We start from the raw sequence: 20,757 nt of genomic DNA on the forward strand, positions 1-20,757 counted from the left end.
AATCGACGGATTCTGCGGCGGTCTCGGCTTGGACGGCGGGGGAGGCGGCGACCAGGAAGGCCGCCGCCAGGGCCACGCCGCCCGCGTTCGCCGCCGCCAGCTGAAGGGGGAGAGGGGAAGAGGCGCCGGGTGTGCCCGCCAGATACCAGGCCGCGAGCAGAAGGGGGATGAGGAGAGCCGTGGTGCGGGCGGTGCGGCGGGCCTGGGCGATGGTGAGTTCCCGCTGGAACGCGGGCGCGAGTTCGAGGACGGTGCCGAACTCGGCGACGGCCTGACGGGCCGCGCGGGCGTCAGGGGGACCGTCGGACGAGAGGTCCGCGGCGGCGTCCACGAGACCGTCGCGCAACTCCTCGAGCATGCGGTCCTTCAGCCGCGCGGGGCCGTGCAGGGCCGCCGACAGTGCGGCGACGTGGGCCTCGACGGGGTCGAGCGCGCTCATGTCGCGACCCCGGCGGCGGGGTCCAGGACGGAGCCGATGGCGGCGGTGAACTCCCGCCAGGCCGTGCGCTCGTCGGAGAGGGCGCGGCGCCCCGCGTCGGTGAGCTCGTAGCAGCGGCGGCGGCGCTCGCCCAGGGCCTGCCAGTCGCTGCGGAGCAGCCCGAGGCGTTCCAGCCGGTTGAGGGCGGGGTAGACGGTGCCCTTGCGGAGCTCCAGGACGCCGTCGCTGCGCTCCTGGACGGCGGTGATGATCGCGTAGCCGTGGAGGGGGCCGTCCTCCAGCGCGGACAGGAGCAGCCCGTCCAGATGGCCTCGTACCGCGTCCGTTCTCACGGTGGGCAGCCTACCCGGGGAACGCAGGATTATGCTATCTCCCTACCTATTGGCAGCCAACCCATTGGCTGCCAATCCAGAAGGAGTCGTGATGGCAGAGGTCTTCCTGACGTTGCACGTGCTGGCGGCGGTCCTGGCGATCGGCCCGATCGCCGTCGCGGGCTCGCTCTTCCCCCGCTACGCGAGCCGGGACCACGAGGAGGGCCGGGAGCCCTCGGCCTCGGGGCTCCTGCACCGGATCTGCCGCGGTTACGCGTTCGCGGGCCTCGCCGTCCCGGTCTTCGGCCTCGTCACCGGCATCCTTCTCGGAGTCCTGGCCCAGGCATGGCTGATCGCCTCGATCATCCTGACCGCCCTGGCCGCGGCGCTGCTGGCCCTGGGGATCCTGCCTGCCCAGCGCCGCCTGCTGGCCGGACGGGCGGCCGGGGAGGAGACGGGCCCGGCGGTCTCCCGGCTGCACATGCTCACGGGGTTCTTCAATCTCGTCTGGGCGGCGGTCGTCGTCCTGATGGTCGTCCGGCCCGGCGCCTGACGGAACGGGCCCGCCCGGAGGGTCGGCCTATGCTGGCGGGCATGAGTCGCTGGGAAGAGCTGACCGGGGGAACCTCCGGCGAGGAGTACGCCGCGCGCTTCGCCGCCCTGGCGGAGTCCGGGAAGGACCTGCATGGCGAGGCGCGGTTCTGCGCGGCGCTCGTGCCGCCGGGGGCCCGGGTGCTGGACGCGGGCTGCGGCACCGGCCGGGTCATGATCCGCCTCGCGGAGCTCGGATACGACTGCGTCGGCGTGGACCTCGACGACTCCATGCTGGCGGTGGCGCGGAAGAACGCCCCGGAGCTGACCTGGCTCCAGGCCGACCTCGCCGAGTTCGACCCGGCGGCGCTCGGCATCCCGGCGGACTTCGACCTCGTGGTCGCCGCCGGCAACATCTTCCCGCTGCTCGCGCCCGGCACCGAGCCGGACGCGGCCCGCCGCGTCGCCGCCGCCCTGAAGCCGGGCGGCCTGCTCGTCGCCGGGTTCGGCCTGGACCGCGCCCACCTCCCGGTGCCGCCGAGCATCACCCTGGCCGAGTACGACGCCTACTGCGCGGCGGCCGGCCTCACTCTCGTCGACCGCTTCGCCACCTGGGACGCCGAGCCCTACGACGGCGGCGGCTACGCCGTCAGCGTCCACCGCGCGTGAGTCCGTGATGACCTACCTGCACGTACGTTTCCCCCGGCTGAAGGAAAGCCTTCCGCGCCTTCCTCTCGGAGACGGGCCGACGCCCGTCCGGCCGCTTCCAGGGCTCTCCGAAGGCGCCGCGCAGGTGTGGCTCAAGGACGACGGAGCCTACGGGAACGGCGGCTGGGGCGGGAACAAGGTCCGCAAGCTCGAATGGCTGCTCCCCGATGTCCGGCACAGCGGGCGGAAGACGATCCTGAGCGTCGGCGGGCTCGGCACGAACTGGGGGCTGGCGACCGCGCTGTACGCCCGCGAGCACGGGCTGCGAACGGTGCTCGCGCTCGTGGACCAGCCCGTCGACGACTACGTCCGGGCTCAGCTCGGAAGGCTCCGGGAGTCCGGGGCGAAACTGTACTTCACCCGGACGAAAGGACGAACGGTCGCCGCGGTCCCCTGGCTGTTCGCACGCCACTTCTCAGGCGGGCGCCCTCCGTACGTGCTGGGCGCCGGAGGGTCCTCGCCGGTGGGGGCGCTGGGCTACGTCGAAGCCGCCCTGGAGATCGCGGCTCAGGTGGAGGACGGGCTGCTCCCCGAACCGTCGCACATCGTCACGGCGGTGGGGTCGGGCGGCACCACCGCCGGCCTGTTGCTCGGGCTCAGGCTCGCCGGGCTGCGGACGCGGGTCGTCGGCGTCGTGGTCAACGACACCCTGCGGCTGGACGGGGTCACGCTGCCCCGGCTCGCGCGGCGGACCGCGAAACTGCTCGAACGGCGCGGCGCCGGTCCGCTGCGGTTCGAGTCCGGCGAAGAGGATCTCACCGTCGTCCGGGACCGGCTCGGGAAGGGCTACGGGCATCCCACTCCGGAAGGGGAGCGGGCGCGGGAGCACGCGGCCGGGCGCGAGGGCCTCGTGCTGGAGCCCGTCTACACGGCCAAGGCCGTCGCCGCGCTGCGGGCGATGAACGAGGAGGGGCGCTTCGGGGACGGTCCCATCCTCTTCCTCCAGACGAACGGGCCCAGATGAGCGGGGAGGCGCGGGACGGCACCGGTACGAGCGTTTCCTGACCGCCCCGCGCCGCAGAGTCGGCCCGCCCGGTGACCAGGTTGATGTGCTCGGTGCTCGCCGAACCCGAGGCGAGGCGCTTGGCGCCGATCCGGAGGGTCACCGGCGGCGCGCTTTCTCACCGGGTCGCGTCCGCCTCCGCGCGGTGGTGCTCGGAGAACCAGCGGACGGCGTCCTGGACGCTCTCCTCCAGAGGGCGGGGGGTCCATCCGAGTTCGGTACGGGCCCGGGTGGAGTCCAGAGGGCCGAAGGCCGCGGCCAGGACGATCGAGTCGGGGCAGAGCCGCTGGTCGCGGAGCCCTCGGACCCGGCACAGCAGGTGGTTGACCCTCGCGGCGAAGAGGGCCGCCCCGGTCGGCAGCGTCCTGGGCGGTCGCTTGCCGAGGACCCGCGCGGCCAGGGCGTGCAGCTCCGCCTGGGTGGTGTGTCCGGCGGACACGATGTACCGGGTGCCGGTCCCTCCCTTCTCCTCGGCGAGGAGGAGGGCCTCCGCCGCGTCCCGCACGTCGACCCAGGGAACTCCGGCCTTGAGCACGAACGGCAGCGTCCCCTTCGCGGCCTGCCACAGGAGCCCGCCGTGCGGGGTGGGCTGCCGGTCCTCGGGCCCGTAGGTGTTGGCGACGCACAGTGAGACGCCGGGAAGGCCCCGCTCCCGGCAGTACTCGAAGAACTTCCGCTCCCCGTCGGCCCGGGAGCGCAGGTACCGGGGCGCGCGCTCGTACCAGTCGAAGGCGTCGTCCTCCGTGACGGGCCGCCGCTTGTTCCGGCCGATCGTGCCGATGGTGCCGGTATGGACGAACCGGGTGACTCCCGCCTCGAGTGCGGCGTCCATGGAGTTCACGAGCCCGTCCACGTTCGTGCGGTGGAGCGGGGCGGAGTCGCTGAGCCAGGCACGGGTGTCGACCGCGCTGTGGAAGACCGTCCCGCATCCAGCCATGGCCTCGCGCAGCGACCCGGGATCGGCCAGATCGCCGGTCCTCCTGTCGTAGTCGAGACCGGCCAGCCCGGAGAGGTCGCTGGCGGGCCGGGCGAGAATCCGGACCGGCCGCCCTCGGGCCGCCAGCGCCCGGACCACGTGACCGCCCAGGAAACCGCTGGCTCCGATGACCAGTACGGGTTCGCCGTCGTTCATCCGCTCTCCTCCCAGTAAATATATTCAATTCTGTATGAGATGAAAGGGAAAGAGAACAGGCCGTTCGTTCGGCTGGACCCTGCCACGGTGGGAGGGTCCAGCATGGAGCGCGTGCGAGATGAACCACTGACGATCGGGCGCTTCGCCCGGATGTGCCGGCTGAGCGTGAAGCAGCTGCGGCACTACGACGAGCTCGGGCTGCTGCCGCCGGACCGGGTGGATCCGTCCACCGGGTACCGGTACTACGCCCCGGCGAGGGTGCGCGACGCCCTGACCGTCGCGCTGCTGCGGGACCTGGACGTACCGCTCCAGGTGATCGCCGAGCTGCTGGCGGCCGGTGACGAGGAGCGGACGCGGCTGCTGAGGGCCGAACGGGACAGGATCGCGGCGCGGATCGCCCGGGACACCGAACGGCTGGCCGTGCTGGACAGGCTGGCCGAAGGTCCGGCACCCGCCTACGAGGTGGAGGTCGTGGACGACCCCGCCCTCCGGCTGGCCGTGGTGCGCGGGCGGTGCGACCCGGACGAGGTGGGGGCGCGGACCCGAGAGTGCATCACCGCCCTCCTGGGGGCCCTGGGCCGGAGCGCGGTGGGCTGGGTTCCGCCGCTGCACGGCCTGTATCCCCTGGATCTCGAGGACGGGATGACCATCGCGGCGGGCGCCCGGACGGACGAGGACGTGCCGGGCACCGTCGCGACGACCCTTCCCGCGGGCCCCGCCGCCACGACCCTGCACACCGGCCCCTACGAGCAGCTTCCCCTGGCCTACCACGCGCTGCAGGCCTGGATCCACGAACAGGGGCTCACCGCCCGGGGTCCGGCGCGGGAGGACTACCTCGTCTCACCCGGCGAAGCCGAGCCGCACGAACTGCTCACGCGGCTGACCATCCCCATCGACCCGACACGACAGGACACCCCGTGACCATGCCGAAGACCGACCTGAAGAAGGTCCACAAGGCCCTCTACACCGCGACCGCGGACCCCCGCCGGGTCGACGTCCCCGACTTTCCCTTCCTCATGATCGACGGGGCGGGGGACCCGAACGGGGACGGCTACCGGCAGGCGGTCGAGGCCCTGTACAGCGTCGCCTACACCGTCCGCTTCGCCCTCAAGGACGCGGAGGTCCTGGAGTATCCCGTCATGCCGCTCCAGGGGTTGTGGTGGACGGCCGAGGGACAGGACTTCTCCCACGACCTCACGCGTGACGCCTGGCGCTGGACCATAATGATCATGCAGCCGGCCCAGGCCACCGACGAGGTCGTCCGGGAGGCGCTCACCGCGGCGGCGAAGAAGAAGCCCGGCCTGCCCGTCCCGGACGTTCGGGCCGAACGCCTCCACGAGGGCGCGTGCGTGCAGGTCCTCCACACCGGACCCTTCGCCACCGAGCACACCACCCTCGACCGCCTCTACGAATTCATCGAGAAGGAGGGTCTGGCCATCACGGGCCGCCACCACGAGATCTACCTCTCCGACGCCCGCCGCGTCGCCCAGGAGAAGATGCGGACGATCCTGCGCTACCCGGTGACCCCGCTCTCCGCCTGACGTCCCCGGGCCTCAGCCCCGGGAGGTGCCGGACCAGGCCTGGACGGTCGCCAGCAGTACGGGCCGCCAGGTGTCCAGGTATGCGGTGACCTCCGGGGCGCCGGCGCCCAGTTCCTCCGCGCGCTTGTCGTTGAGGTACAGGCCGGGGGAGGGGCAGGTGGCCCCGAGCTCCACCAGGACGGGCTTGAGCAGCAGGTCCGGGGCCAGGGCGTGGGCGGGGCCCGCGCCGAGCATGAGCGGCAGCGCGGTGACGCCCTTCAGCCCGTCGCCGGTGGCGAACTGGTCGAGGAACAGCTTCAGCAGTCCGGTGTAGGTGGCCTTGAACGTCGGGCTGGCGAACACCACGAGTTCGGCGGAGGCCACCGACTCGACGGCCTCCTTCACCGCGGGGTCGCCCCAGCCGAGCAGCCCCGGGCCGAGTCCGATGACGTCGACGGTCACGTCGACGGGAGCGCCGGCCAGGCTCTCGGCGATCGCTTCGGCGGCTTTCGCGGTACGCGAGGCGGGTTTGGGGTTGCCCACGACGACGGCGGTCCTCATATGTACTCCATATACCCTATCGAAAAAGAAGGACTTCTGATCGTAGAGCCTCCCGCCGCCTCTGACGAGTCAGGCTTCTTCCGCATAGGGTGGTGTTCTGCCTGAGAGCGGCGAAACCGCGTGGTCACGACTTCGCCATGCGGTTTCGCCGCGATTCGTTACGTGTGGAGGGCGACTCGCCATGTCGATTGCACTGTCTCTTCTCGATCTCGCCCCGGTGTCGTCCGGGCGGAGCGCGCGCGAGAGCTTCGAGGCCAGTGTCCTGCTCGCCCGGACGGCGGAGCGCAGCGGGTACCGGCGGGTCTGGTACGCCGAGCACCACAACATGCCCACGATCGCCTCGACCGCCACCAGCGTGCTCATCGGGTACGTCGCGGCGCACACCGAGAGCATCCGGCTCGGTTCGGGCGGCGTCATGCTCCCGAACCACTCGCCGCTGGTGATAGCGGAACAGTTCGGCACCCTGGAGACGCTCTTTCCGGGACGGATCGACCTCGGGCTCGGCAGAGCGCCGGGCACCGACCAGACCACCATGCGGGCGCTGCGGCGCAACGCCGCGTCGGCGGACTCCTTCCCCGAGGACGTCCTGGAGGTGCAGGGCTACCTGAACGGGGAGTCCCGGGTGCCCGGAGTGCAGGCGGTGCCCCGTCCGGAGGGCGTCGTGCCGCTGTACATCCTGGGCTCGTCGCTGTTCGGGGCGCAGCTCGCCGCACACCTGGGCCTGCCCTACGCCTTCGCGTCCCACTTCGCGCCGGGCTCCCTGCTCGAGGCGATCGCCCTCTACCGCGACACGTTCAAGCCGTCGGAGCAGCTGTCCGAGCCGTACGCCATCGCGGGCGTCAACGTGTTCGCGGCCGAGGACCACGACGAGGCCGTGACCCAGATGAAGATCGCCCACCGCTCCCGCACGCGCTCGCTGATCGCACGGGGCCCGGCGGCCGGCGGCGACCTCACCGACGAGCAGATCGACCTGTTCCTGGCCTCCCCGAACGGCCGCCAGATCGCGTCCATGGCCCGCTACACCGCCGTCGGCACACCCGCCGAAGTCCGCGACTACCTCCAGGAATTCGCCGCCTCCGCCCAGGCCGACGAGCTCATCCTCGTCCACTCGGCCCCCCGCGTCGAGGACCGCGTCCGCTCCATCGAACTGACCGCCGCCGCCGTCCTCGGAGCCGAGACGGCCTGACCCGGAAGCCCGGGATCCGCGGCGGCGTTCTCCCGTCGTCAGCGGGAGGCTTCGGCTCCGTTGGATCCGCTCAGGCGGAGTTCCACAGGCGCAGGGTGTGGTCCCAGGCGGCGGAGGCGAGGGTGCGGCCGTCGGGGGAGACGGCCAGGGTGTCGATGCGGTCGGTGTGGGGGGTGGAGACGACGGAGGAGGCCGCGGTGCCCGGGTTCCAGTGCCGGATGGTGCGGGCGACGTCGGCGGAGTAGAAGGTGCCGTCGGCCGGGTGGGGGACGAGCGAGGTGACGGGGCTCTGATGACCGGAGAGGACGCGGGCCGCGGCGCCGGGACGCCAGAGCCGGACGGCCTGGTCCTGGCCTGCCGAGACCAGCGTGCCGTCGGAGGTGTGGGCGAGGGACCAGACCTCGCCGGTGTGGCCGGTGAGAGGGGTGCGGGGAGCACCGGTGGAGGGGTCCCAGAGGCGGATCGTGCCGTCGGCGCCCGCGGAGGCGAGGGTGGAGCCGTCGGGGTGGAAGGAGACGGCGTAGACGGTGCCGGAGTGCCCGCGCAGGGTGTGGAGCGGCCGACGGGTCTCGGTCGACCAGACGCGGACCGTCTTGTCCTTGCCTCCGGAGGCCAGCAGTTTGCCGTCAGAGGAGACGGACAGGGCGTAGACGATGTCGGTGTGACCGCTGTAGACGCCGGTCTCGGCGCCGCGGTCGACGTCCCAGGCCAGGATGCGGCGGTCCCAGCTGCCCGTCAGGAGGACTCCGCCGGGGGTGAAGACGGCGCAGGTGACCGGTTTCCGGTGGCCGGTGAGCGGGCGTGAGGTGCGGGATCCGGTGTCCCAGAGAAGGACGGTGCCGCCCCAGCCGCCGCTGGCCAGGATCGGGCGGTTCGGATGGAAGGCCAGCGCGTCGACCCGGCCGGTGTGGCCCGTCAGCGGGGGACCGTCTCCGGTGAGGGACGACGGCGTGGCCGCGGCCGAAGGCTCGTCCGGCTCCCGGTCGAACAGGAACGCAGAGGCGGCCGCGGCACCGAGTGCGCCGGCGGCGGCCAGCACGGCGCGGCGTCCGATCACGCGGGACGGCCTGCGCGCCGGAGGTGCGGCGGGCTCCGGCGGCGGCACGATCTCGGTCGGGGGGAGCGTGTTCTCGACGAGCGTGGGAAAGGACGGGACGTCGGGCCGTCGCGGGTCGGCTGTCTCGCCCAGCTCGGCGATCACCCGGGTGATGTCGGGACGGAGTTCCGGATCGCGCTGGAGCAGCTTGCGGAGCAGGGGCTCGAGCGCTCCCGCGTGCTCCATCGGCTCGAATTTTCCCTCCAGCACCAGCGCGAGGACGGCGGTGAAGCTGCGGGCGGGGAACGGGGGATGCCCTTCCACCGCGGTGTAGAGGGTCGCGCCGAGCGACCACAGGTCGGAGGCCGGCCCGAGCTCCACGCGGCACGCCTGCTCGGGCGACATGTAGGCGGGGGTGCCCACCAGGGCGCCCGTCTGGGTGAGCCGCGGGTCGCCCGCCACCTGGACGACGCCGAAGTCGGTGAGGACCACGCGCCGTCCGTCCAGCATGACGTTGGCGGGTTTGAGGTCCCGGTGCAGGATCCCCGCCCCGTGCGCGACCCGGAGCGCCCCGGCCACCGCCAGCCCGATCTCCGCGACGCGCTGCGGGGAGATCCGCCCCGCCGCCTCGATGGTCTGGCCGAGCGACATGCCCTTCAGCAGCTCCATGACGATCATCGGCGCGCCGTCGTGCTCGGCCACGTCGTGCACCGTGACGATCGCCGGATGGTTGAGCCCCGCCGCGGCGCGGGCCTCCCGCGACGCCCGCTGGACGAGCACCTCCCGCGACTCCTCGTCGAGCCGCTCGTCCAGCCGGATCTCCTTGACCGCGACCTGCCGGTCGAGCACCTCGTCCACGGCGCGCCAGACCCGCCCCATGCCCCCGGTCCCGATCTGCTCGACCAACCGGTAACGCCCGCCGACCCGCTCGCCCCCACTAGCCACGTCAAAGCATCCTAATCACCCCGAGCCTGGCGCGTAACCGAAGGAGGACTCTGGGTCGCGGCCGGATCGGCCGTTCCCGCCCGGAGGACGTCAGGCCGGGTTCGCGCATGATGTTCCGGTCGGTGGAGCCGAAGCCGCAGGTATGGATGCGGCTGGTGGGCAGAGGAGCGCCGGGCCCGCCCTCACGCAGGGAACAGGGCGGTCAGCGTCGGCCCACGTCGGACGCGGCGGCGTCGCGGAGGTTCTGGCGGGCGTCGGCCGGGAGGAGGTAGCCGGCGCGGACGTTGCGCCCGTCTTGCTCGGCCACGGCCGAGACATAGCGGCCGCGGGCGGGGTAGAGCCGTCCGAGCAGGTCCTTGTCGAACGGGACGTGGGTACCGAACAGGAAGCAGAAGGTCTCGCCCGCGTTGTCGCCGGTGTTGAGGGCGGTCGGGACCTCCACCTGGGACAGCCGGATACCGCCGACGGCCAGGCCTAGCTCGTCGCGGACCTTGGCGCCGTCGGCCGCGAGTTCCAGAACGGGGGCCGACGGCGGCAGGACGCCCCTGCCGGCCCACCGGACCAGGTGGTCGTAGGACGCGGCGATCACGTGGTGCAGCGGCGCGCGGCTGAACGGCGGCCGGGCGCAGTCGTAGGTCGGCGCCGCTCCCAGATCGCGTTCGAGGATGGACGCGCGGTACTCCTGGCCCTGCCACCCGGAGTGGGCGGTGCCCGCGACCTCCCAGCGGCGGAAGAGCGCGTCGTCGGGACGCCGGACGGGAGAGCGCACGTCGGTCTCCGACAGCACCTGGAACACCGGTTCGGCGCCCTTCCTGGTCGGCGCGGGCCCGACGATGTGGGCGAACCCGTCGAAGACGGCCTCGGTCCGGGGCAGGACCGCGTCGTAGTAGACCGTCATCCGCGCCGCGGACTGCGAGGCCCCGACCGCGAGGACCGTCCTGGCCCGGAGCCCGCCCAGCGGACCGCCGCGTCGCGAACCGCGCAACGCCTTGGCGGCCTGCGCGAACACGTCGTAGGAGAGCTCGTCCGCGGTGAGGCGTCCGCCGCCGGTGACGTCGAGCCCGCCGTAACGGGCGGGGCTCCAGCCGCGCAGATGGTCCACCCCGACACGCTGCGCCGAGACCCCGACCCACGCGTAACCCGCGCGCGTGATCTGCTCGGGGCTCCACAGCGCGTCCAGGTCGTACCCCGCGGTGACGTTCTGCCACTCGGTCAGTACCGTGCCGTTGAAATCGGCCGCGTCAGCGGGCCTGCGCACGATGATGCGCGTCCGGTACGGAACGTCCGAGGCCACGACCTCACCTGTGGTGCTGTACCCGTCCGCCTTTCCGGAGAGGTAGAACTCCTGCTCCACATAACCGGCGGAGGCCAGATCCACGTCGGTGGCCATCCACGGATAGGTGTCCTTCACTTCGGGGGCCGACGGATCACCGGGAACGGCCCCGGGAACGGGTCCCTGGACGACCGCCTCCTGCCGGGCGGCGGCGTCGGCCGGCACCGCCGTGACGGTCGCGACGAGCACGCCCAGCAGAATCCGGGATGTGCGAGACCGAAGGGTCATCGATTGCTCCTCTCGCGGGGTGGGCCGGTGCCCTGCCCGTGTACGCGAGATGATGAACGGCGCGGCCCCGGGCGCCATCGGTGAGATCACCGGCCTTCGGCCGGAGCCGAAAAGAACCTTACTGCGTAAAGGCGCTGCCTTGGAAGCTACTTGGAGGGCGAAAGTCAGGCGTCCCCGCGCTCTTCGGTGACCTCAAGGGCCCATTCGATGAACCTGCTCTTCAGATCGCCGTAGCGCTTCGGATCGCCGTCGCTGAGTTCCAGGGCGAGGCGTTTGACGGCGGAGTAGGCGGCGGCCACGGTCGGGCGGCTCTGGAGGAGGCGGTAGAAGGCGCGTTCGCGGCTGCTGTGCCAGGCCTCGGGGGTGGCCAGGTGGACGTGAAGGTCGGGGGTCGTGGTTCCCGGCCGGTAGCGGCGGAACATGGTGCGGGCGGGATGGTCGAGCTTGATCTCCTGAAGTCCGGCGCCGGCGAGGCGGGCTTCGGCCCGGGGCAGGTCCTCGGGCAGGATCTGGACGATGAGGTCCGTGATCGGCTTGGCCTCGATGCCGGGGACGAGGCGGCTGCCGATCGGCTCGATCTCCTGCGCGAGCGGTCCGAGCAGCTCCGCGACGGCGGCCAGGTCGGCCCTGAACCGGGCTTCGCCGCCCTCGCCGTTCGGCACCAGTTCGACGCCGTACCCGTAACGGCCGGGGGCGGAGGAGCCCCCGGGTTCGAGACCTTCGGGACGCGAAGACGTCGAGGGCGGCTCCGCCCGGTTCGTGTCATCTGTCACCGGCTCATCATGCCTCTCGGCATTCGAGGTTCGCATGCCATCGGCGTCAGAGGCTCCTGATCCGCGTGGGGGAGCGGACCCGCCGTTCCTCAGACATCCCGGCGGTGGACGACCGTCACGGCGATGACCACAGCGGCGAACGCCCAGGCCCCGAAGACGATCCAGGCCTCGGCGACCGACACCGGATACCTGCTCGTCCAGCGGATCGGCCCGTCGGGCTCGAGCCGCGGCGCGGAATTCTCGACCAGGGCGCTCCAGGCGCTGAACGGCATCGCGTTGCCGATCTCCTTGACCCACCGGTACGTCTCGCCCTCGAAGAGCCTCGGCAGCAGGACGAGCACGCCGACGATCGCGACGACGGTGCCGGCGGCGTGCCGGACGAGGGCGCCCAGGGCCATGCCCACCAGAGCGGCGACCGGGGCCAGGAGCGCGGACGCCGCGACGGCCCGGAACGCGCCGGGCGCGGTGATCGGCAGCCCGATCCGCTGCGAGTCGTAGATCGCCTGCGTCACGCCGAACGAGGCCGTGGCGACGACCGTGCCGTAGACGAGCATGACCGCCGCCGCCACCGCCGCCTTGGCCGCGACCACCGAACGTCTTGCCGGGACGGCCGCGAACGTCGTACGGATCATCCCGCTGGAGTACTCGCCGAAGATCGTGGCGGCGCCCACGGCGGCGGCGACGACCATGAGGATCTGGAACGCCTCGGGAACGAACGCGGCGTGCAGCGGGTCGATGGCCGTGCGCTGGTCGTCCGGGATCGCGCTGTGCTCTATGAGGTGGACGTTGGACCGGGCGGAGTTCGCACAGATCCCGATGGAGACCAGAGCCCCGGCCGCGAAGACCGCGTAGGACGAGCGGAGCGACCGCATCTTGATCCATTCGGCGGCCAGCAGGTCGCCGAACCGGGCGCGGGGTTCCGCCACGGGTGGTGTCATCGTGCTCATCGGGATTCTCCTGACAGGTATTCGGCGCTGTCGGCGGTGAGTTCCATGAAGGCCTGCTCCAGGGACGAATTCCGGGCGGTGACCTCGTGCAGCAGGACGCGCTTCTCGAAGGCGAGTTCGCTGACGCGGTCCGCGCTGAGCCCGGTCACCGTGTACGACCCGTCGTCCCCCTGCTCCATCGCGCCGCCCGCGGAGTCGACGACGGCCGCCAGCGCGGCGGGATCGGACGTCCGGACGGTCACGCTCCGCCGGGTACCGCGGGCCGCGAAATCGGCCAGGGACTCGGAGGCGATCAGCTCGCCGCGGCCGATCACGATCAGCCGGTCGGCGGTGTGCTCCATCTCGGTCATCAGGTGGCTGGAGACGAACACGGTCCGGCCCTCGGCGGCCAGCCGGCGGAACAGGCCGCGCACCCACAGCACGCCCTCGGGGTCCAGCCCGTTCAGCGGCTCGTCGAACAGCAGCACCGGCGGGTCGCCGAGCAGCGCGGCGGCGATCCCGAGCCGCTGCTTCATCCCCAGCGAGAAACCGCCGACGCGCCGTCGCGCCACGCCCGCCAGCCCCACCTCCTCCAGCACCTCGGTGACCCGGCGGCGCGGGACGGCGTTGCCGCGGGCCAGCGCCGACAGGTGCGCCAGCGCGCTGCGCCCGCCGTGGACGTCTCCCGCGTCGAGCAGCGCGCCGACATGGCGCAGCCCGCGCGGACGGTCCCGGAACGGGCGGCCGCCGACGGTCACGCTCCCCTCGGTCGGCGTGTTCAGGCCGAGGACCATTCGCAATGTGGTGGTCTTCCCGGCGCCGTTCGGGCCGAGGAACCCGGTGACGGCCCCGGGCCGTACGGTGAAACTCAGCGCGTTCACGGCCGTGGTCCGGCCGTACCGTTTGGTCAGTCCTCTGGCTTCGATCATGCGGCCAACGGTGCCGAAGGCGGTGCCCGCGCCGCATCGGGCCGTCGTCCAGTCCCGTATGGACCACGGGTGTACACCCACGGGCCGATGCGTCCTGCGGGCCCGCCGTTTACGATCACGGCATGAACGCCCCCTTGTTCAGGCGCCTGCCTCCCGGAACATGGACGGCCCTGGCCTGGTCGGCCGCGATGGCGTACTCGATGCTCATCAGCATCAGGCTGCCGGGCGAGGTACCGCATTTCTTTCCCGCGGGGTTCGACCTCCTGTTTCCCGGCAATGTGCCGTTCGTCGTGATGGCCACCGGCCTGGCGCTGGCCGGCAGCCTCCTACTGGGCCGCCGGCCGCTGCCGACCCTGGCGCTGTTCCTGGCCGGGTCCGTGTTCGCGGCGATGGCGTTGAACTCGACCGAGATCACGTTCCCGCAGTTCCTGGCGGCCGACGTCGCCCTCGGCTACATCGCGGCCACCCGGTCCCGCCGGGCCTCGGTCATCGCGGTGTCGATGGCGCTCGCCGTCCTGACCGGCCACGCCGCCACCCGGTTGATGCTCGATTTCCCCATCGGCACCTCGACGCAGCTGACCGTCGCGCTGACCGCCGTCATCGCCTGGCTGGCCGGCGGCTGGACCCGGCAGAGCCGCGAGCACGCCCAGACGATGCACGCACAGGCGGTCGCGGGCGAACGGCTCCGGATCGCCCGCGAGCTGCACGACTCGGTGGCGCACAGCATCGGCATCATCGCCATCCAGGCGGGCGCGGCCAAGATGGTCATCGACACCCGGCCCGCCGCGGCCCGCGAGGCGCTCGGCACGATCGAGAACGCCAGCAGGGAGACCCTCGCAGGCCTGAGGCGGATGCTCGGCGCGCTCCGCCAGGCCGACGATCCGATGGCGACCGCCTCGGCGCCCGGCCTGGCCGACCTCGAACGACTCACCGCGACGACGGCGGCCGCAGGCGTCCACGTCGACGTGCGCTGGCGGGGACAGCACCGCTCGCTGCCCGCCGAGATCGACCTGTCGGCGTTCCGCATCGTCCAGGAGGCGGTGACCAACGTGGTGCGCCATTCGGGTACCCGCCGCTGCCGGGTCTCCATCGAGCACCGGGACGACGAGCTGGCCATCGAGGTCGTGGACTCGGGCCGAGGCGTCGGCACCGGCCTCGGCGCCGGTTACGGCATCGTCGGTATGCGCGAGCGCGTCGGCCTCCTGCACGGCGACTTCACCGCGGGCCCCCGTCCCGAAGGCGGATTCCGCGTCGCCGCCCGGCTGCCGGTGGGATCGCGTTGACGGTACGGGTCGTCCTGGTCGACGATCAGCCGCTGATACGGGCTGGCCTGCGCATGGTCATCGACGAGGATCCCGGCCTCGAGATCGCCGGCGAGGCCGGAACGGGAGACGAGGCCGTCCTACTCGTCCGCGACCTGCGGCCGGACGTCGTGGTCATGGACATCCGCATGCCCGGAATGGACGGCATCGAGGCCACCCGGATCATCACGGCGGACCCGGAGGGCCCGCGCGTGGTCGTCCTGACCACGTTCGACGACGACGAGCACGTCTACGGCGCCCTCCGCTCCGGCGCGTCGGGCTTCCTGGTCAAGGACATGGCGCTGCCGGAGATCCTCGCGGCGATCCGGGTGATCGCCGCCGGCGACGGACTGATCGCGCCGGGCGTCACGCGCCGCCTGATCGAGCGGTTCGCCCGGAGCCCCGAGCCGCCCCCCGCTCCCCGGCACCGTCCGCCGGACGCCCTCACGGACCGGGAGCAGCAGGTGCTGTCCCTGGTCGGCGGCGGCCTGACCAACCACGAGATCGCGGCCCGGCTCGTGATCAGCGTCGCCACCGTCAAGGCGTACGTGACCCGGCTGCTCGCCAAGCTGGACGCCCGCGACCGCGTCCACCTGGTCATCATCGCCTACGAGACGGGCCTGGCACCCCTGCCCCGTTCTCGCTGACCGCTTCGAGGCCGGCGGCCCGTCCGCGACGGACGAGGCCGTCCGCCGGATACGGAGAGCGCGGTCTCACCGGCCGCGGTCTTCCGCCCGGAGTGCGTGCACGAAGGCGCCGAACGTGGCCGCCGTGAAGGTGTGCACGTGCCCGGTGGGGTTCTTGGAGTCGCGCACGCCGACCCGACGGACAGTTCCGCGACTTCTACGCACGCACCTCCTTCATGGGTGCTGCGACCGCCCGGGTCAGTTCTGGTTCCAGGCGACGAGTTCGGCGGGCTTGTTGGTGATGATGCCGTCGACGCCGGCGGCTTCGAGGGAGGTCCACTGGGTGGCGGAGTCGGAGGTCCAGGCCATGACGGCGATGTCCGCGTTGTGCAGGGCGGTGATGGCGGAGGGCCTGGCGAGGATGGAGGAGGCGCTGGGGTTGTAGGCGGTCAGGCCCAGGTCGGCGGCGACGGCGGCGGGGTCGGCGTCGAGGGTGGTACGCAGCAGGCCGAGGGGGAGCTCGGGGGCGAGTTCGCGGACGTACTTCAGGGAGCCGGTGTCGAAGCTCTGGACGAAGACGCGGGAGGCCATCTGCTGGGCGCGGACCACTTCGATGATCTTGGCGACCTGTGCTCTGGTGTGGGAGCCCTTGATCTCCAGCAGGAGGTCGCCGCCGCGGGTGCGGAGGTCGGCGAGCTGCTCGGCGAGGGTCGGCATCCTCTCGCCCGCGTACTGGGGGGAGAACCAGGAGCCGGCGTCCAAGGTCTTGAGGTGGGTGGAGGTGAGGTCGCGGATGGCGCCGGACCCGTCGGTGGTGCGGTCGACGGTGCTGTCGTGCAGGACGAACGGGACGCCGTCGGAGCTCGGCTGCACGTCGTTCTCGATGAGGTCGGCGCCGGCGCGGCGGGCGATGTCCTGGGCGGCGATGGTGTTCTCGGGGGCCGCCGCCGACGCGCCGCGGTGGGCGATGACGGTCACGGGGCCGCCGGAGGACCGCAGGTGGGTGTTCCGCGGCAGCTCGGTGATCTTGATGTTGTCGAAGGAGACGGTGGCGCCGTTGACGAACAGGCCCTGCCTGCCGTTCGCCGACCTCACGAGGCCGCTGGTGCGCATGATCTCGGTGCCGTCGAAGCTCCAGCGCGCCTGGCCGCCGTGCACCTCGACGGACACCTTGACGTTCCGCCCGGTGCCCGCCGCGTAGGGCGCGGCGGCGGTCTTGGTGACGTTCCAGGCGTTGGAGGCGGTGCGCTGGGCGAACTCCAGCCCGTTGGAGGCGGTGCTCCCGCTGCGCATGGTCGCGATCCACCAGGGGGCGGCGCCGTTCGCGGGGACGTCCAGCCCGAGGGCGGCCCAGCGGCTCGAGTTGACGACGCTCTCGAACCGGACGTCGGCCTCGAACCGGAAGTCGTTCAGCCGGCTCCCGAAGGTGATCTTGTTGTTGGCGCCGTTGGCCGCCGTCCCGACCAGCCGCCCGTTCTGCACCGACCAGGTGCCGTCGACCGCGTTCCATCCGGACGGCAGGGTCCCGCCGGAGAAGTCCTCGGAGACGACGACGTCCCCGGGCCTGGCCACGGCCGGGGCCGGGGCGGTGACGGCCAGGGTCCCGCCCGTGAGCGTCAGCGCCGCGATTCCCGTCGAGATTCTTTTGAGGTTCATAAGCGCGGACGTTAAATACCGATATAAAACGCCAGAAGGCCTATGAATGGTCACCGTTGGAATGGTGGGTGTTCAAAAGAATTCTTGTCCGGTGAATGATGCGGTGGCTAACGTTCTGCGAATGAATGGCTAATTCATCCGAGCGGCGCCGGGGCGGGGGCGTCGGTGTCGTGGGGGTCGTCGAGGCGGTCCAGGCGGAGCCGGCCGAAGCCGCGCATCAGGAGGAGGGCGGAGAGCAGCATCACCGCGCCCACGCCGCAGAGGGCGGCGCGCGGGCCCAGCAGGTCGGTGAGGTAGCCCTGGAGGAGGCCGCCGACGGGGAAGGAGGCGGTGGTGACCATGATCCGGCAGGCCATCACGCGGCCGCGCAGCCGGTCGGCGACCATGAGCTGGACGGAGGTGTTGATCCCCGAGACGACGGCGAGGAAGCACCCGCCCACCACGACCAGGGAGAGGAGGGCGAAGAGGTAGCCGGGGGCGGCGGCGAAGGCCATGAGGGCGATCCCGTAGACGACCAGGCCCCAGCGGACCGTCCGGCTGAGGCTCACGCCGCGGAAACCGCCGGAGACGAGCGGTGCGGCGAGGACGGCGCCGACGCCGAGGGACGCGTTGAGCAGGCCCAGCCCCACGGCACCGGTGTGGAAGACGCTCTCGGCGAAGACGACGGTGAGCTGGAAGACCGGGTTGCCGAGCACCCCGATCAGCACGGAGATCAGCAGGGAGACGAGGATGCCGGGCTTGCCGCGGATGTAGCGCACCGCTTCGGCGAACTGGCGGGCGACGCCGGAGGACGGGGCGTCCGCCGGCTCCGCGCCGCCCAGCCCGCGGATGAAGGAGAGCGCGGCCAGCACGAAGAAGAACGACAGGCCGTTGAGGAAGAACGCCCAGGAGGGGCCGAGCGCGGCCAGCAGCGCTCCGGCGATCGCCGGGCCGATGGCGCGGGCGGCGTTGAACTGCAGGGAGTTGAGCGACACCGCCGAGGTCAGGTCGCCGCGCGGCACCAGGTCGCTGACGAGCGACTGCCAGCTCGGCAGGTTGAGCCCCTGGAAGATCCCGGAGAGGCCGACGAGCGCCAGCAGGACGAGGGGCTCCCGCAGCCCCCACTGCCAGGCCGCCCACATCAGGAACGCCGCGGCGGCCATGCCCGTCTGGGTGAGGAACACCACGCGCCTGCGCTCGTGCCGGTCGGCGAGCGCCCCGCCCACCGGCCCCAGGAACAGGCCCGGCAGGAACTGCCAGACGCTCACCATTCCCACCCACAGCGCGCTCCCGGTCATCTGGTAGAGCACGTACGGCACCGTGAGGTTGCTCAGCCAGCTCCCCGTGTTCGACGCCAGCGCCCCGCACCAGAACAGCACGTAGTTCCGGTGCCTGAAGGCCCGGACCGCGTGGCGCAGTCCGGACGGGGGAGCGGGATCCTCCGCCCGGGAACGCTCCGAACCCTTGCCCACCTCGGCACCTCTCCTTCGCGTCGAAGATTCTGCCCTGGGAGCGGGGCGCCGTCCGCAGGGGCCCGCCTGTTCCCGCGGCCCGGCGAACGGTATAAAGCCGCCCATGGGAAAAAGACTGCCGCTCGAGGCCGCACGCGCCGCCGTCGACGCCGCGCTGGACCGGGCCGCCGCCGACGGGCTCAGGGTCGGTGTCGCCCTGGTCGACGCCAGGGGCGCCGACATCCTCGTCGTCCGCGCCGACGGAGCCCCCTGGTTCAGCCCCGGCGTCGCCCGGGCCAAGGCCAGGACGTCGACCGACCTCCGAGGCCCCAGCGAGGCCATGGCCGGCCTCCGTGAGACCTATCCCGACCTGTTCACCCTGGTGGACGACCAGGTCCCCTACCGCCTGACCACTCTCCCGGGTGGCCTCCCCCTCAAGCGCGAAGGCGAACTCGTCGGCGCGATCGGCGTCAGCGGCGCGTCGGCCGAGCAGGACGTCCGCTGCGCCGAAGCGGCCAGGGCGGCCTTCGAGGCCTACTGCGCGGGCTGAGGCCGTGTCCTGTTCAAAGAGCTTCTTCCCATGAAGCGGAAAGCGGAGATCAAATCATGTCGACGGCTTGGTCCATCACGGAGGAGGGGGCGCGGGACCCCGCGGACCGGGACCGTTTCCGCCGCCACCTCCATGCCCTGGCGGACATGCATCTCAAAGGCTGAAACCGGCTTTTCGGCTCAATGCGGGTAAACGAGTCATGGCTTGGTCTGTATTCGCGCGTGGACTTCGGGCGCCGGGCCGTGGTTACAGTGAGGGAGACCGAAGGGTGGTGGCCTGTGTCGGTACCTGATGTCTCCGTGCGCGACAGCCTGCTGTCCGCGGGTAAGAGGCTGTTCGCGGAACTGGGCTACGACCAGACGACGAACGAGATGATCGCCGAGATCGCGGGAGTGCCCGTCGAGTCCATAGCGCGGGAGTTCGGCGACAGGCGGTACCTGTACCTGGAGGTCTTCCGGCAGGCCCAGGCCGAGGACGGGGCCCTGCTGGAGCGGTTCGCCGGGATGGGTTCGGACAGGGCGTCCTACCACCGGTTCCTCGACGCCTACCTCGACCACCTTTATGAGTATCCCGAGAACGCGGCCCTGACGGTGCAGCGCTGGATGAACGACGCGACGGACTTCCACGACGTCGAAGCCGACTACGTCCTGCCCCAGGTGGACGCGGTGGGAAAGATCCTCGACGGCCTCTTCCGGGAAGAGGTGGACTCCGAACTCCTGATCTGGACCCTGGCCTGGACCTCCCACCTGTTCGTCCTCGCCGGCATCCCCCGCCACGACGGGAGCCGGACTCCCGCCGACCAGGTCCGCTTCCGCCGTCATCTCCACGTCCTGACCGACCTCTGCCTCAAACCGTGAGCCCGAGCCCGCTCCTCCGCTCGACGGGGGCGACGGCGGGATCCGGTTCAGGAGGGGGGACGCTCCTCGTCGACCGGGGCCTCGAAGGGGACGCCGCGCAGGCTGAGGAGCATGAGGAGGGCGCAGCTCCCGACGAGGACGATGTCGGCGACGTTGCCGACGAACGGTCCGTAGTCGATGAAGTCGACGACGTGGCCCCGGGCGAAGCCGGGCTCGCGGAAGAGCCGGTCGAGCAGGTGGGAGACGGCGCCGCCCAGCAGCGCGCCCAGCACGACGGTCCAGGTGGTCGAGTGCGACCTCCTGCCGTAGTACAGGACGCCGACGACCGCGGCGGCGGTCGTCAGGGTGAACACCCATGTCGCCCCCGCGCCGATCGAGAAGGCGGCACCGGGGTTGAACGTCAGCCGGAACTGGATCAACCGCGGGATCACCGTGACGCGCTCACCGCCAGAGAGGGCCGAGGTCGCCCAGAGCTTGGAGGCCTGGTCCGCGAGAAGGACCATTGCGGCCGGCACGAGCATCCACCCGTATCGCCGCGTTCGCGTGCTCTTCGAATCCCGCCCAGCCGACACCCTTGACCCCGCAATCCGTGACTCTCGTGGCCGACCTTACCGGGATCACCGCCGGTGCCGGCTGGCTTCCGGGACCCTGCTGCTGCTCCTACCCGTGGGGGTGGTGTTTTCGTGGTCAAGGAGGATAAATCGGGAGCGAAGCCGGGTGTCGGCTGAGATGATGCGGCGGTGTCCGATCTTGAAGCGCTGATCATCCGGAAGACC

At 71.7% G+C, this 20,757-nt stretch carries 23 protein-coding genes; 10 read left to right on the forward strand and 13 right to left on the reverse strand.

Features of this window, described 5'->3' with window-relative positions; translation table 11 throughout:
• On the reverse strand, positions 1–439 hold a 439-nt coding region (locus tag ABD327_RS28660), incomplete at its 3' end, for a permease prefix domain 1-containing protein (protein WP_344454813.1).
• Positions 436–771 carry a PadR family transcriptional regulator gene (locus ABD327_RS28665; protein WP_344454815.1) on the reverse strand — a complete coding sequence of 112 codons (336 nt, stop codon included), beginning with the start codon at positions 769–771 and terminating at the stop codon, positions 436–438. The genes ABD327_RS28665 and ABD327_RS28660, both read right to left, overlap by 4 nt.
• A gap of 91 nt (positions 772–862) precedes the next feature.
• On the opposite strand from ABD327_RS28665, the gene ABD327_RS28670 reads away from it, so the two are divergent.
• The 3 genes from ABD327_RS28670 to ABD327_RS28680 are packed head-to-tail and all read left to right on the forward strand — an operon-like array spanning position 863 to position 2,953.
• Positions 863–1,303, forward strand: coding sequence for a DUF2269 family protein (locus tag ABD327_RS28670; protein WP_344454817.1), 441 nt, complete (start codon positions 863–865; stop codon positions 1,301–1,303).
• 41 nt (positions 1,304–1,344) lie between these two features.
• Positions 1,345–1,950 (forward strand): class I SAM-dependent methyltransferase, encoded by a 606-nt coding sequence (locus ABD327_RS28675; protein WP_344454819.1) that lies wholly within the window; start codon positions 1,345–1,347, stop codon positions 1,948–1,950.
• 7 nt (positions 1,951–1,957) lie between these two features.
• Complete coding sequence (locus ABD327_RS28680) at positions 1,958–2,953, forward strand: 1-aminocyclopropane-1-carboxylate deaminase/D-cysteine desulfhydrase (protein ID WP_344454821.1); 996 nt, start codon at positions 1,958–1,960, stop codon at positions 2,951–2,953.
• A 157-nt stretch (positions 2,954–3,110) separates the two neighbouring features.
• Here ABD327_RS28680 and ABD327_RS28685 read toward each other — a convergent pair whose 3' ends face one another.
• Positions 3,111–4,124, reverse strand: a complete 1,014-nt coding sequence (locus ABD327_RS28685; RefSeq protein WP_344454823.1) for an NAD-dependent epimerase/dehydratase family protein — start codon at positions 4,122–4,124, stop codon at positions 3,111–3,113.
• 111 nt (positions 4,125–4,235) lie between these two features.
• Here ABD327_RS28685 and ABD327_RS28690 point away from each other — a divergent pair, with 111 nt between their 5' ends.
• Both ABD327_RS28690 and ABD327_RS28695 read left to right on the forward strand, forming a co-directional pair.
• Complete coding sequence (locus tag ABD327_RS28690; protein WP_344454825.1) at positions 4,236–5,045, forward strand: MerR family transcriptional regulator; 810 nt, start codon at positions 4,236–4,238, stop codon at positions 5,043–5,045.
• Between the two features lie 2 nt (positions 5,046–5,047).
• The gene (locus ABD327_RS28695) at positions 5,048–5,665 is read left to right on the forward strand and encodes a GyrI-like domain-containing protein (RefSeq protein ID WP_344455535.1); all 618 of its coding nucleotides are present in this window, start codon (positions 5,048–5,050) and stop codon (positions 5,663–5,665) included.
• Positions 5,666–5,677: 12 nt separating this feature from the next.
• Here the strand turns inward: ABD327_RS28695 and ABD327_RS28700 are convergent, their stop codons facing one another.
• A complete protein-coding gene (locus ABD327_RS28700; RefSeq protein ID WP_344454827.1) occupies positions 5,678–6,205 on the reverse strand; it encodes an NADPH-dependent FMN reductase in 528 nt (175 codons plus the stop codon).
• Positions 6,206–6,386: 181 nt separating this feature from the next.
• Between ABD327_RS28700 and ABD327_RS28705 the strand changes: the two genes are divergently transcribed.
• Positions 6,387–7,391 carry an LLM class flavin-dependent oxidoreductase gene (locus ABD327_RS28705; RefSeq protein WP_344454829.1) on the forward strand — a complete coding sequence of 335 codons (1,005 nt, stop codon included), beginning with the start codon at positions 6,387–6,389 and terminating at the stop codon, positions 7,389–7,391.
• A 70-nt stretch (positions 7,392–7,461) separates the two neighbouring features.
• Here ABD327_RS28705 and ABD327_RS28710 read toward each other — a convergent pair whose 3' ends face one another.
• The 5 genes from ABD327_RS28710 to ABD327_RS28730 form a co-directional block, all read right to left on the reverse strand.
• Entirely contained in the window at positions 7,462–9,372 is a 1,911-nt protein-coding gene (locus tag ABD327_RS28710) for a WD40 repeat domain-containing serine/threonine protein kinase (RefSeq protein WP_344454831.1), read from the reverse strand.
• A gap of 202 nt (positions 9,373–9,574) precedes the next feature.
• Entirely contained in the window at positions 9,575–10,933 is a 1,359-nt protein-coding gene (locus ABD327_RS28715; protein ID WP_344454833.1) for an alpha/beta hydrolase domain-containing protein, read from the reverse strand.
• Between the two features lie 164 nt (positions 10,934–11,097).
• Complete coding sequence (locus ABD327_RS28720; protein WP_344454835.1) at positions 11,098–11,706, reverse strand: GrpB family protein; 609 nt, start codon at positions 11,704–11,706, stop codon at positions 11,098–11,100.
• An 89-nt stretch (positions 11,707–11,795) separates the two neighbouring features.
• Positions 11,796–12,653, reverse strand: a complete 858-nt coding sequence (locus ABD327_RS28725) for a hypothetical protein (RefSeq protein ID WP_344454837.1) — start codon at positions 12,651–12,653, stop codon at positions 11,796–11,798.
• Positions 12,650–13,561 (reverse strand): ABC transporter ATP-binding protein, encoded by a 912-nt coding sequence (locus ABD327_RS28730; protein WP_344454840.1) that lies wholly within the window; start codon positions 13,559–13,561, stop codon positions 12,650–12,652. Before ABD327_RS28730 ends, ABD327_RS28725 begins: the two co-directional genes overlap by 4 nt.
• A gap of 122 nt (positions 13,562–13,683) precedes the next feature.
• Here ABD327_RS28730 and ABD327_RS28735 point away from each other — a divergent pair, with 122 nt between their 5' ends.
• Positions 13,684–14,844 (forward strand): sensor histidine kinase, encoded by a 1,161-nt coding sequence (locus tag ABD327_RS28735; protein ID WP_344454842.1) that lies wholly within the window; start codon positions 13,684–13,686, stop codon positions 14,842–14,844.
• Positions 14,841–15,509, forward strand: coding sequence for a response regulator (locus ABD327_RS28740; RefSeq protein ID WP_344454844.1), 669 nt, complete (start codon positions 14,841–14,843; stop codon positions 15,507–15,509). The genes ABD327_RS28735 and ABD327_RS28740 overlap by 4 nt, the downstream gene beginning before the upstream one ends.
• A 66-nt stretch (positions 15,510–15,575) precedes the next feature.
• Here ABD327_RS28740 and ABD327_RS37520 read toward each other — a convergent pair whose 3' ends face one another.
• The 3 genes from ABD327_RS37520 to ABD327_RS28750 form a co-directional block, all read right to left on the reverse strand.
• Entirely contained in the window at positions 15,576–15,713 is a 138-nt protein-coding gene (locus tag ABD327_RS37520; protein ID WP_425547243.1) for a DUF397 domain-containing protein, read from the reverse strand.
• 33 nt (positions 15,714–15,746) lie between these two features.
• Positions 15,747–17,144, reverse strand: a complete 1,398-nt coding sequence (locus ABD327_RS28745; protein ID WP_344454847.1) for a glycerophosphodiester phosphodiesterase — start codon at positions 17,142–17,144, stop codon at positions 15,747–15,749.
• Between the two features lie 134 nt (positions 17,145–17,278).
• A complete protein-coding gene (locus tag ABD327_RS28750) occupies positions 17,279–18,595 on the reverse strand; it encodes an MFS transporter (RefSeq protein WP_344454849.1) in 1,317 nt (438 codons plus the stop codon).
• A gap of 103 nt (positions 18,596–18,698) precedes the next feature.
• On the opposite strand from ABD327_RS28750, the gene ABD327_RS28755 reads away from it, so the two are divergent.
• Positions 18,699–19,124, forward strand: a complete 426-nt coding sequence (locus tag ABD327_RS28755; RefSeq protein ID WP_344454851.1) for a GlcG/HbpS family heme-binding protein — start codon at positions 18,699–18,701, stop codon at positions 19,122–19,124.
• A gap of 278 nt (positions 19,125–19,402) precedes the next feature.
• Positions 19,403–19,981 (forward strand): TetR/AcrR family transcriptional regulator, encoded by a 579-nt coding sequence (locus ABD327_RS28760; RefSeq protein ID WP_344454853.1) that lies wholly within the window; start codon positions 19,403–19,405, stop codon positions 19,979–19,981.
• Between the two features lie 47 nt (positions 19,982–20,028).
• Here the strand turns inward: ABD327_RS28760 and ABD327_RS28765 are convergent, their stop codons facing one another.
• Positions 20,029–20,484, reverse strand: a complete 456-nt coding sequence (locus tag ABD327_RS28765) for a signal peptidase II (protein ID WP_344454855.1) — start codon at positions 20,482–20,484, stop codon at positions 20,029–20,031.
• Positions 20,485–20,757: the final 273 nt, after the last annotated feature.

It is taken from the genome of Actinocorallia aurantiaca, assembly GCF_039533685.1.
In the GTDB taxonomy this organism is placed as follows: domain Bacteria; phylum Actinomycetota; class Actinomycetes; order Streptosporangiales; family Streptosporangiaceae; genus Actinocorallia; species Actinocorallia aurantiaca.

What these genes read in the sequence shown, in the direction of transcription:
- ABD327_RS28670 (WP_344454817.1), top strand. Translation starts at nt 863, where the DNA reads ATGGCAGAGGTCTTCCTGACGTTGCACGTGCTGGCGGCGGTCCTGGCG.
- ABD327_RS28675 (WP_344454819.1), top strand. Translation starts at nt 1,345, where the DNA reads ATGAGTCGCTGGGAAGAGCTGACCGGGGGAACCTCCGGCGAGGAGTAC.
- ABD327_RS28680 (WP_344454821.1), top strand. Translation starts at nt 1,958, where the DNA reads ATGACCTACCTGCACGTACGTTTCCCCCGGCTGAAGGAAAGCCTTCCG.
- ABD327_RS28685 (WP_344454823.1), bottom strand. Translation starts at nt 4,124, where the DNA reads ATGAACGACGGCGAACCCGTACTGGTCATCGGAGCCAGCGGTTTCCTG.
- ABD327_RS28695 (WP_344455535.1), top strand. Translation starts at nt 5,048, where the DNA reads ATGCCGAAGACCGACCTGAAGAAGGTCCACAAGGCCCTCTACACCGCG.
- ABD327_RS28700 (WP_344454827.1), bottom strand. Translation starts at nt 6,205, where the DNA reads ATGAGGACCGCCGTCGTCGTGGGCAACCCCAAACCCGCCTCGCGTACC.
- ABD327_RS28705 (WP_344454829.1), top strand. Translation starts at nt 6,387, where the DNA reads ATGTCGATTGCACTGTCTCTTCTCGATCTCGCCCCGGTGTCGTCCGGG.
- ABD327_RS28715 (WP_344454833.1), bottom strand. Translation starts at nt 10,933, where the DNA reads ATGACCCTTCGGTCTCGCACATCCCGGATTCTGCTGGGCGTGCTCGTC.
- ABD327_RS28725 (WP_344454837.1), bottom strand. Translation starts at nt 12,653, where the DNA reads ATGAGCACGATGACACCACCCGTGGCGGAACCCCGCGCCCGGTTCGGC.
- ABD327_RS28730 (WP_344454840.1), bottom strand. Translation starts at nt 13,561, where the DNA reads ATGATCGAAGCCAGAGGACTGACCAAACGGTACGGCCGGACCACGGCC.
- ABD327_RS28735 (WP_344454842.1), top strand. Translation starts at nt 13,684, where the DNA reads ATGAACGCCCCCTTGTTCAGGCGCCTGCCTCCCGGAACATGGACGGCC.
- ABD327_RS28745 (WP_344454847.1), bottom strand. Translation starts at nt 17,144, where the DNA reads ATGAACCTCAAAAGAATCTCGACGGGAATCGCGGCGCTGACGCTCACG.
- ABD327_RS28755 (WP_344454851.1), top strand. Translation starts at nt 18,699, where the DNA reads ATGGGAAAAAGACTGCCGCTCGAGGCCGCACGCGCCGCCGTCGACGCC.
- ABD327_RS28765 (WP_344454855.1), bottom strand. Translation starts at nt 20,484, where the DNA reads ATGGTCCTTCTCGCGGACCAGGCCTCCAAGCTCTGGGCGACCTCGGCC.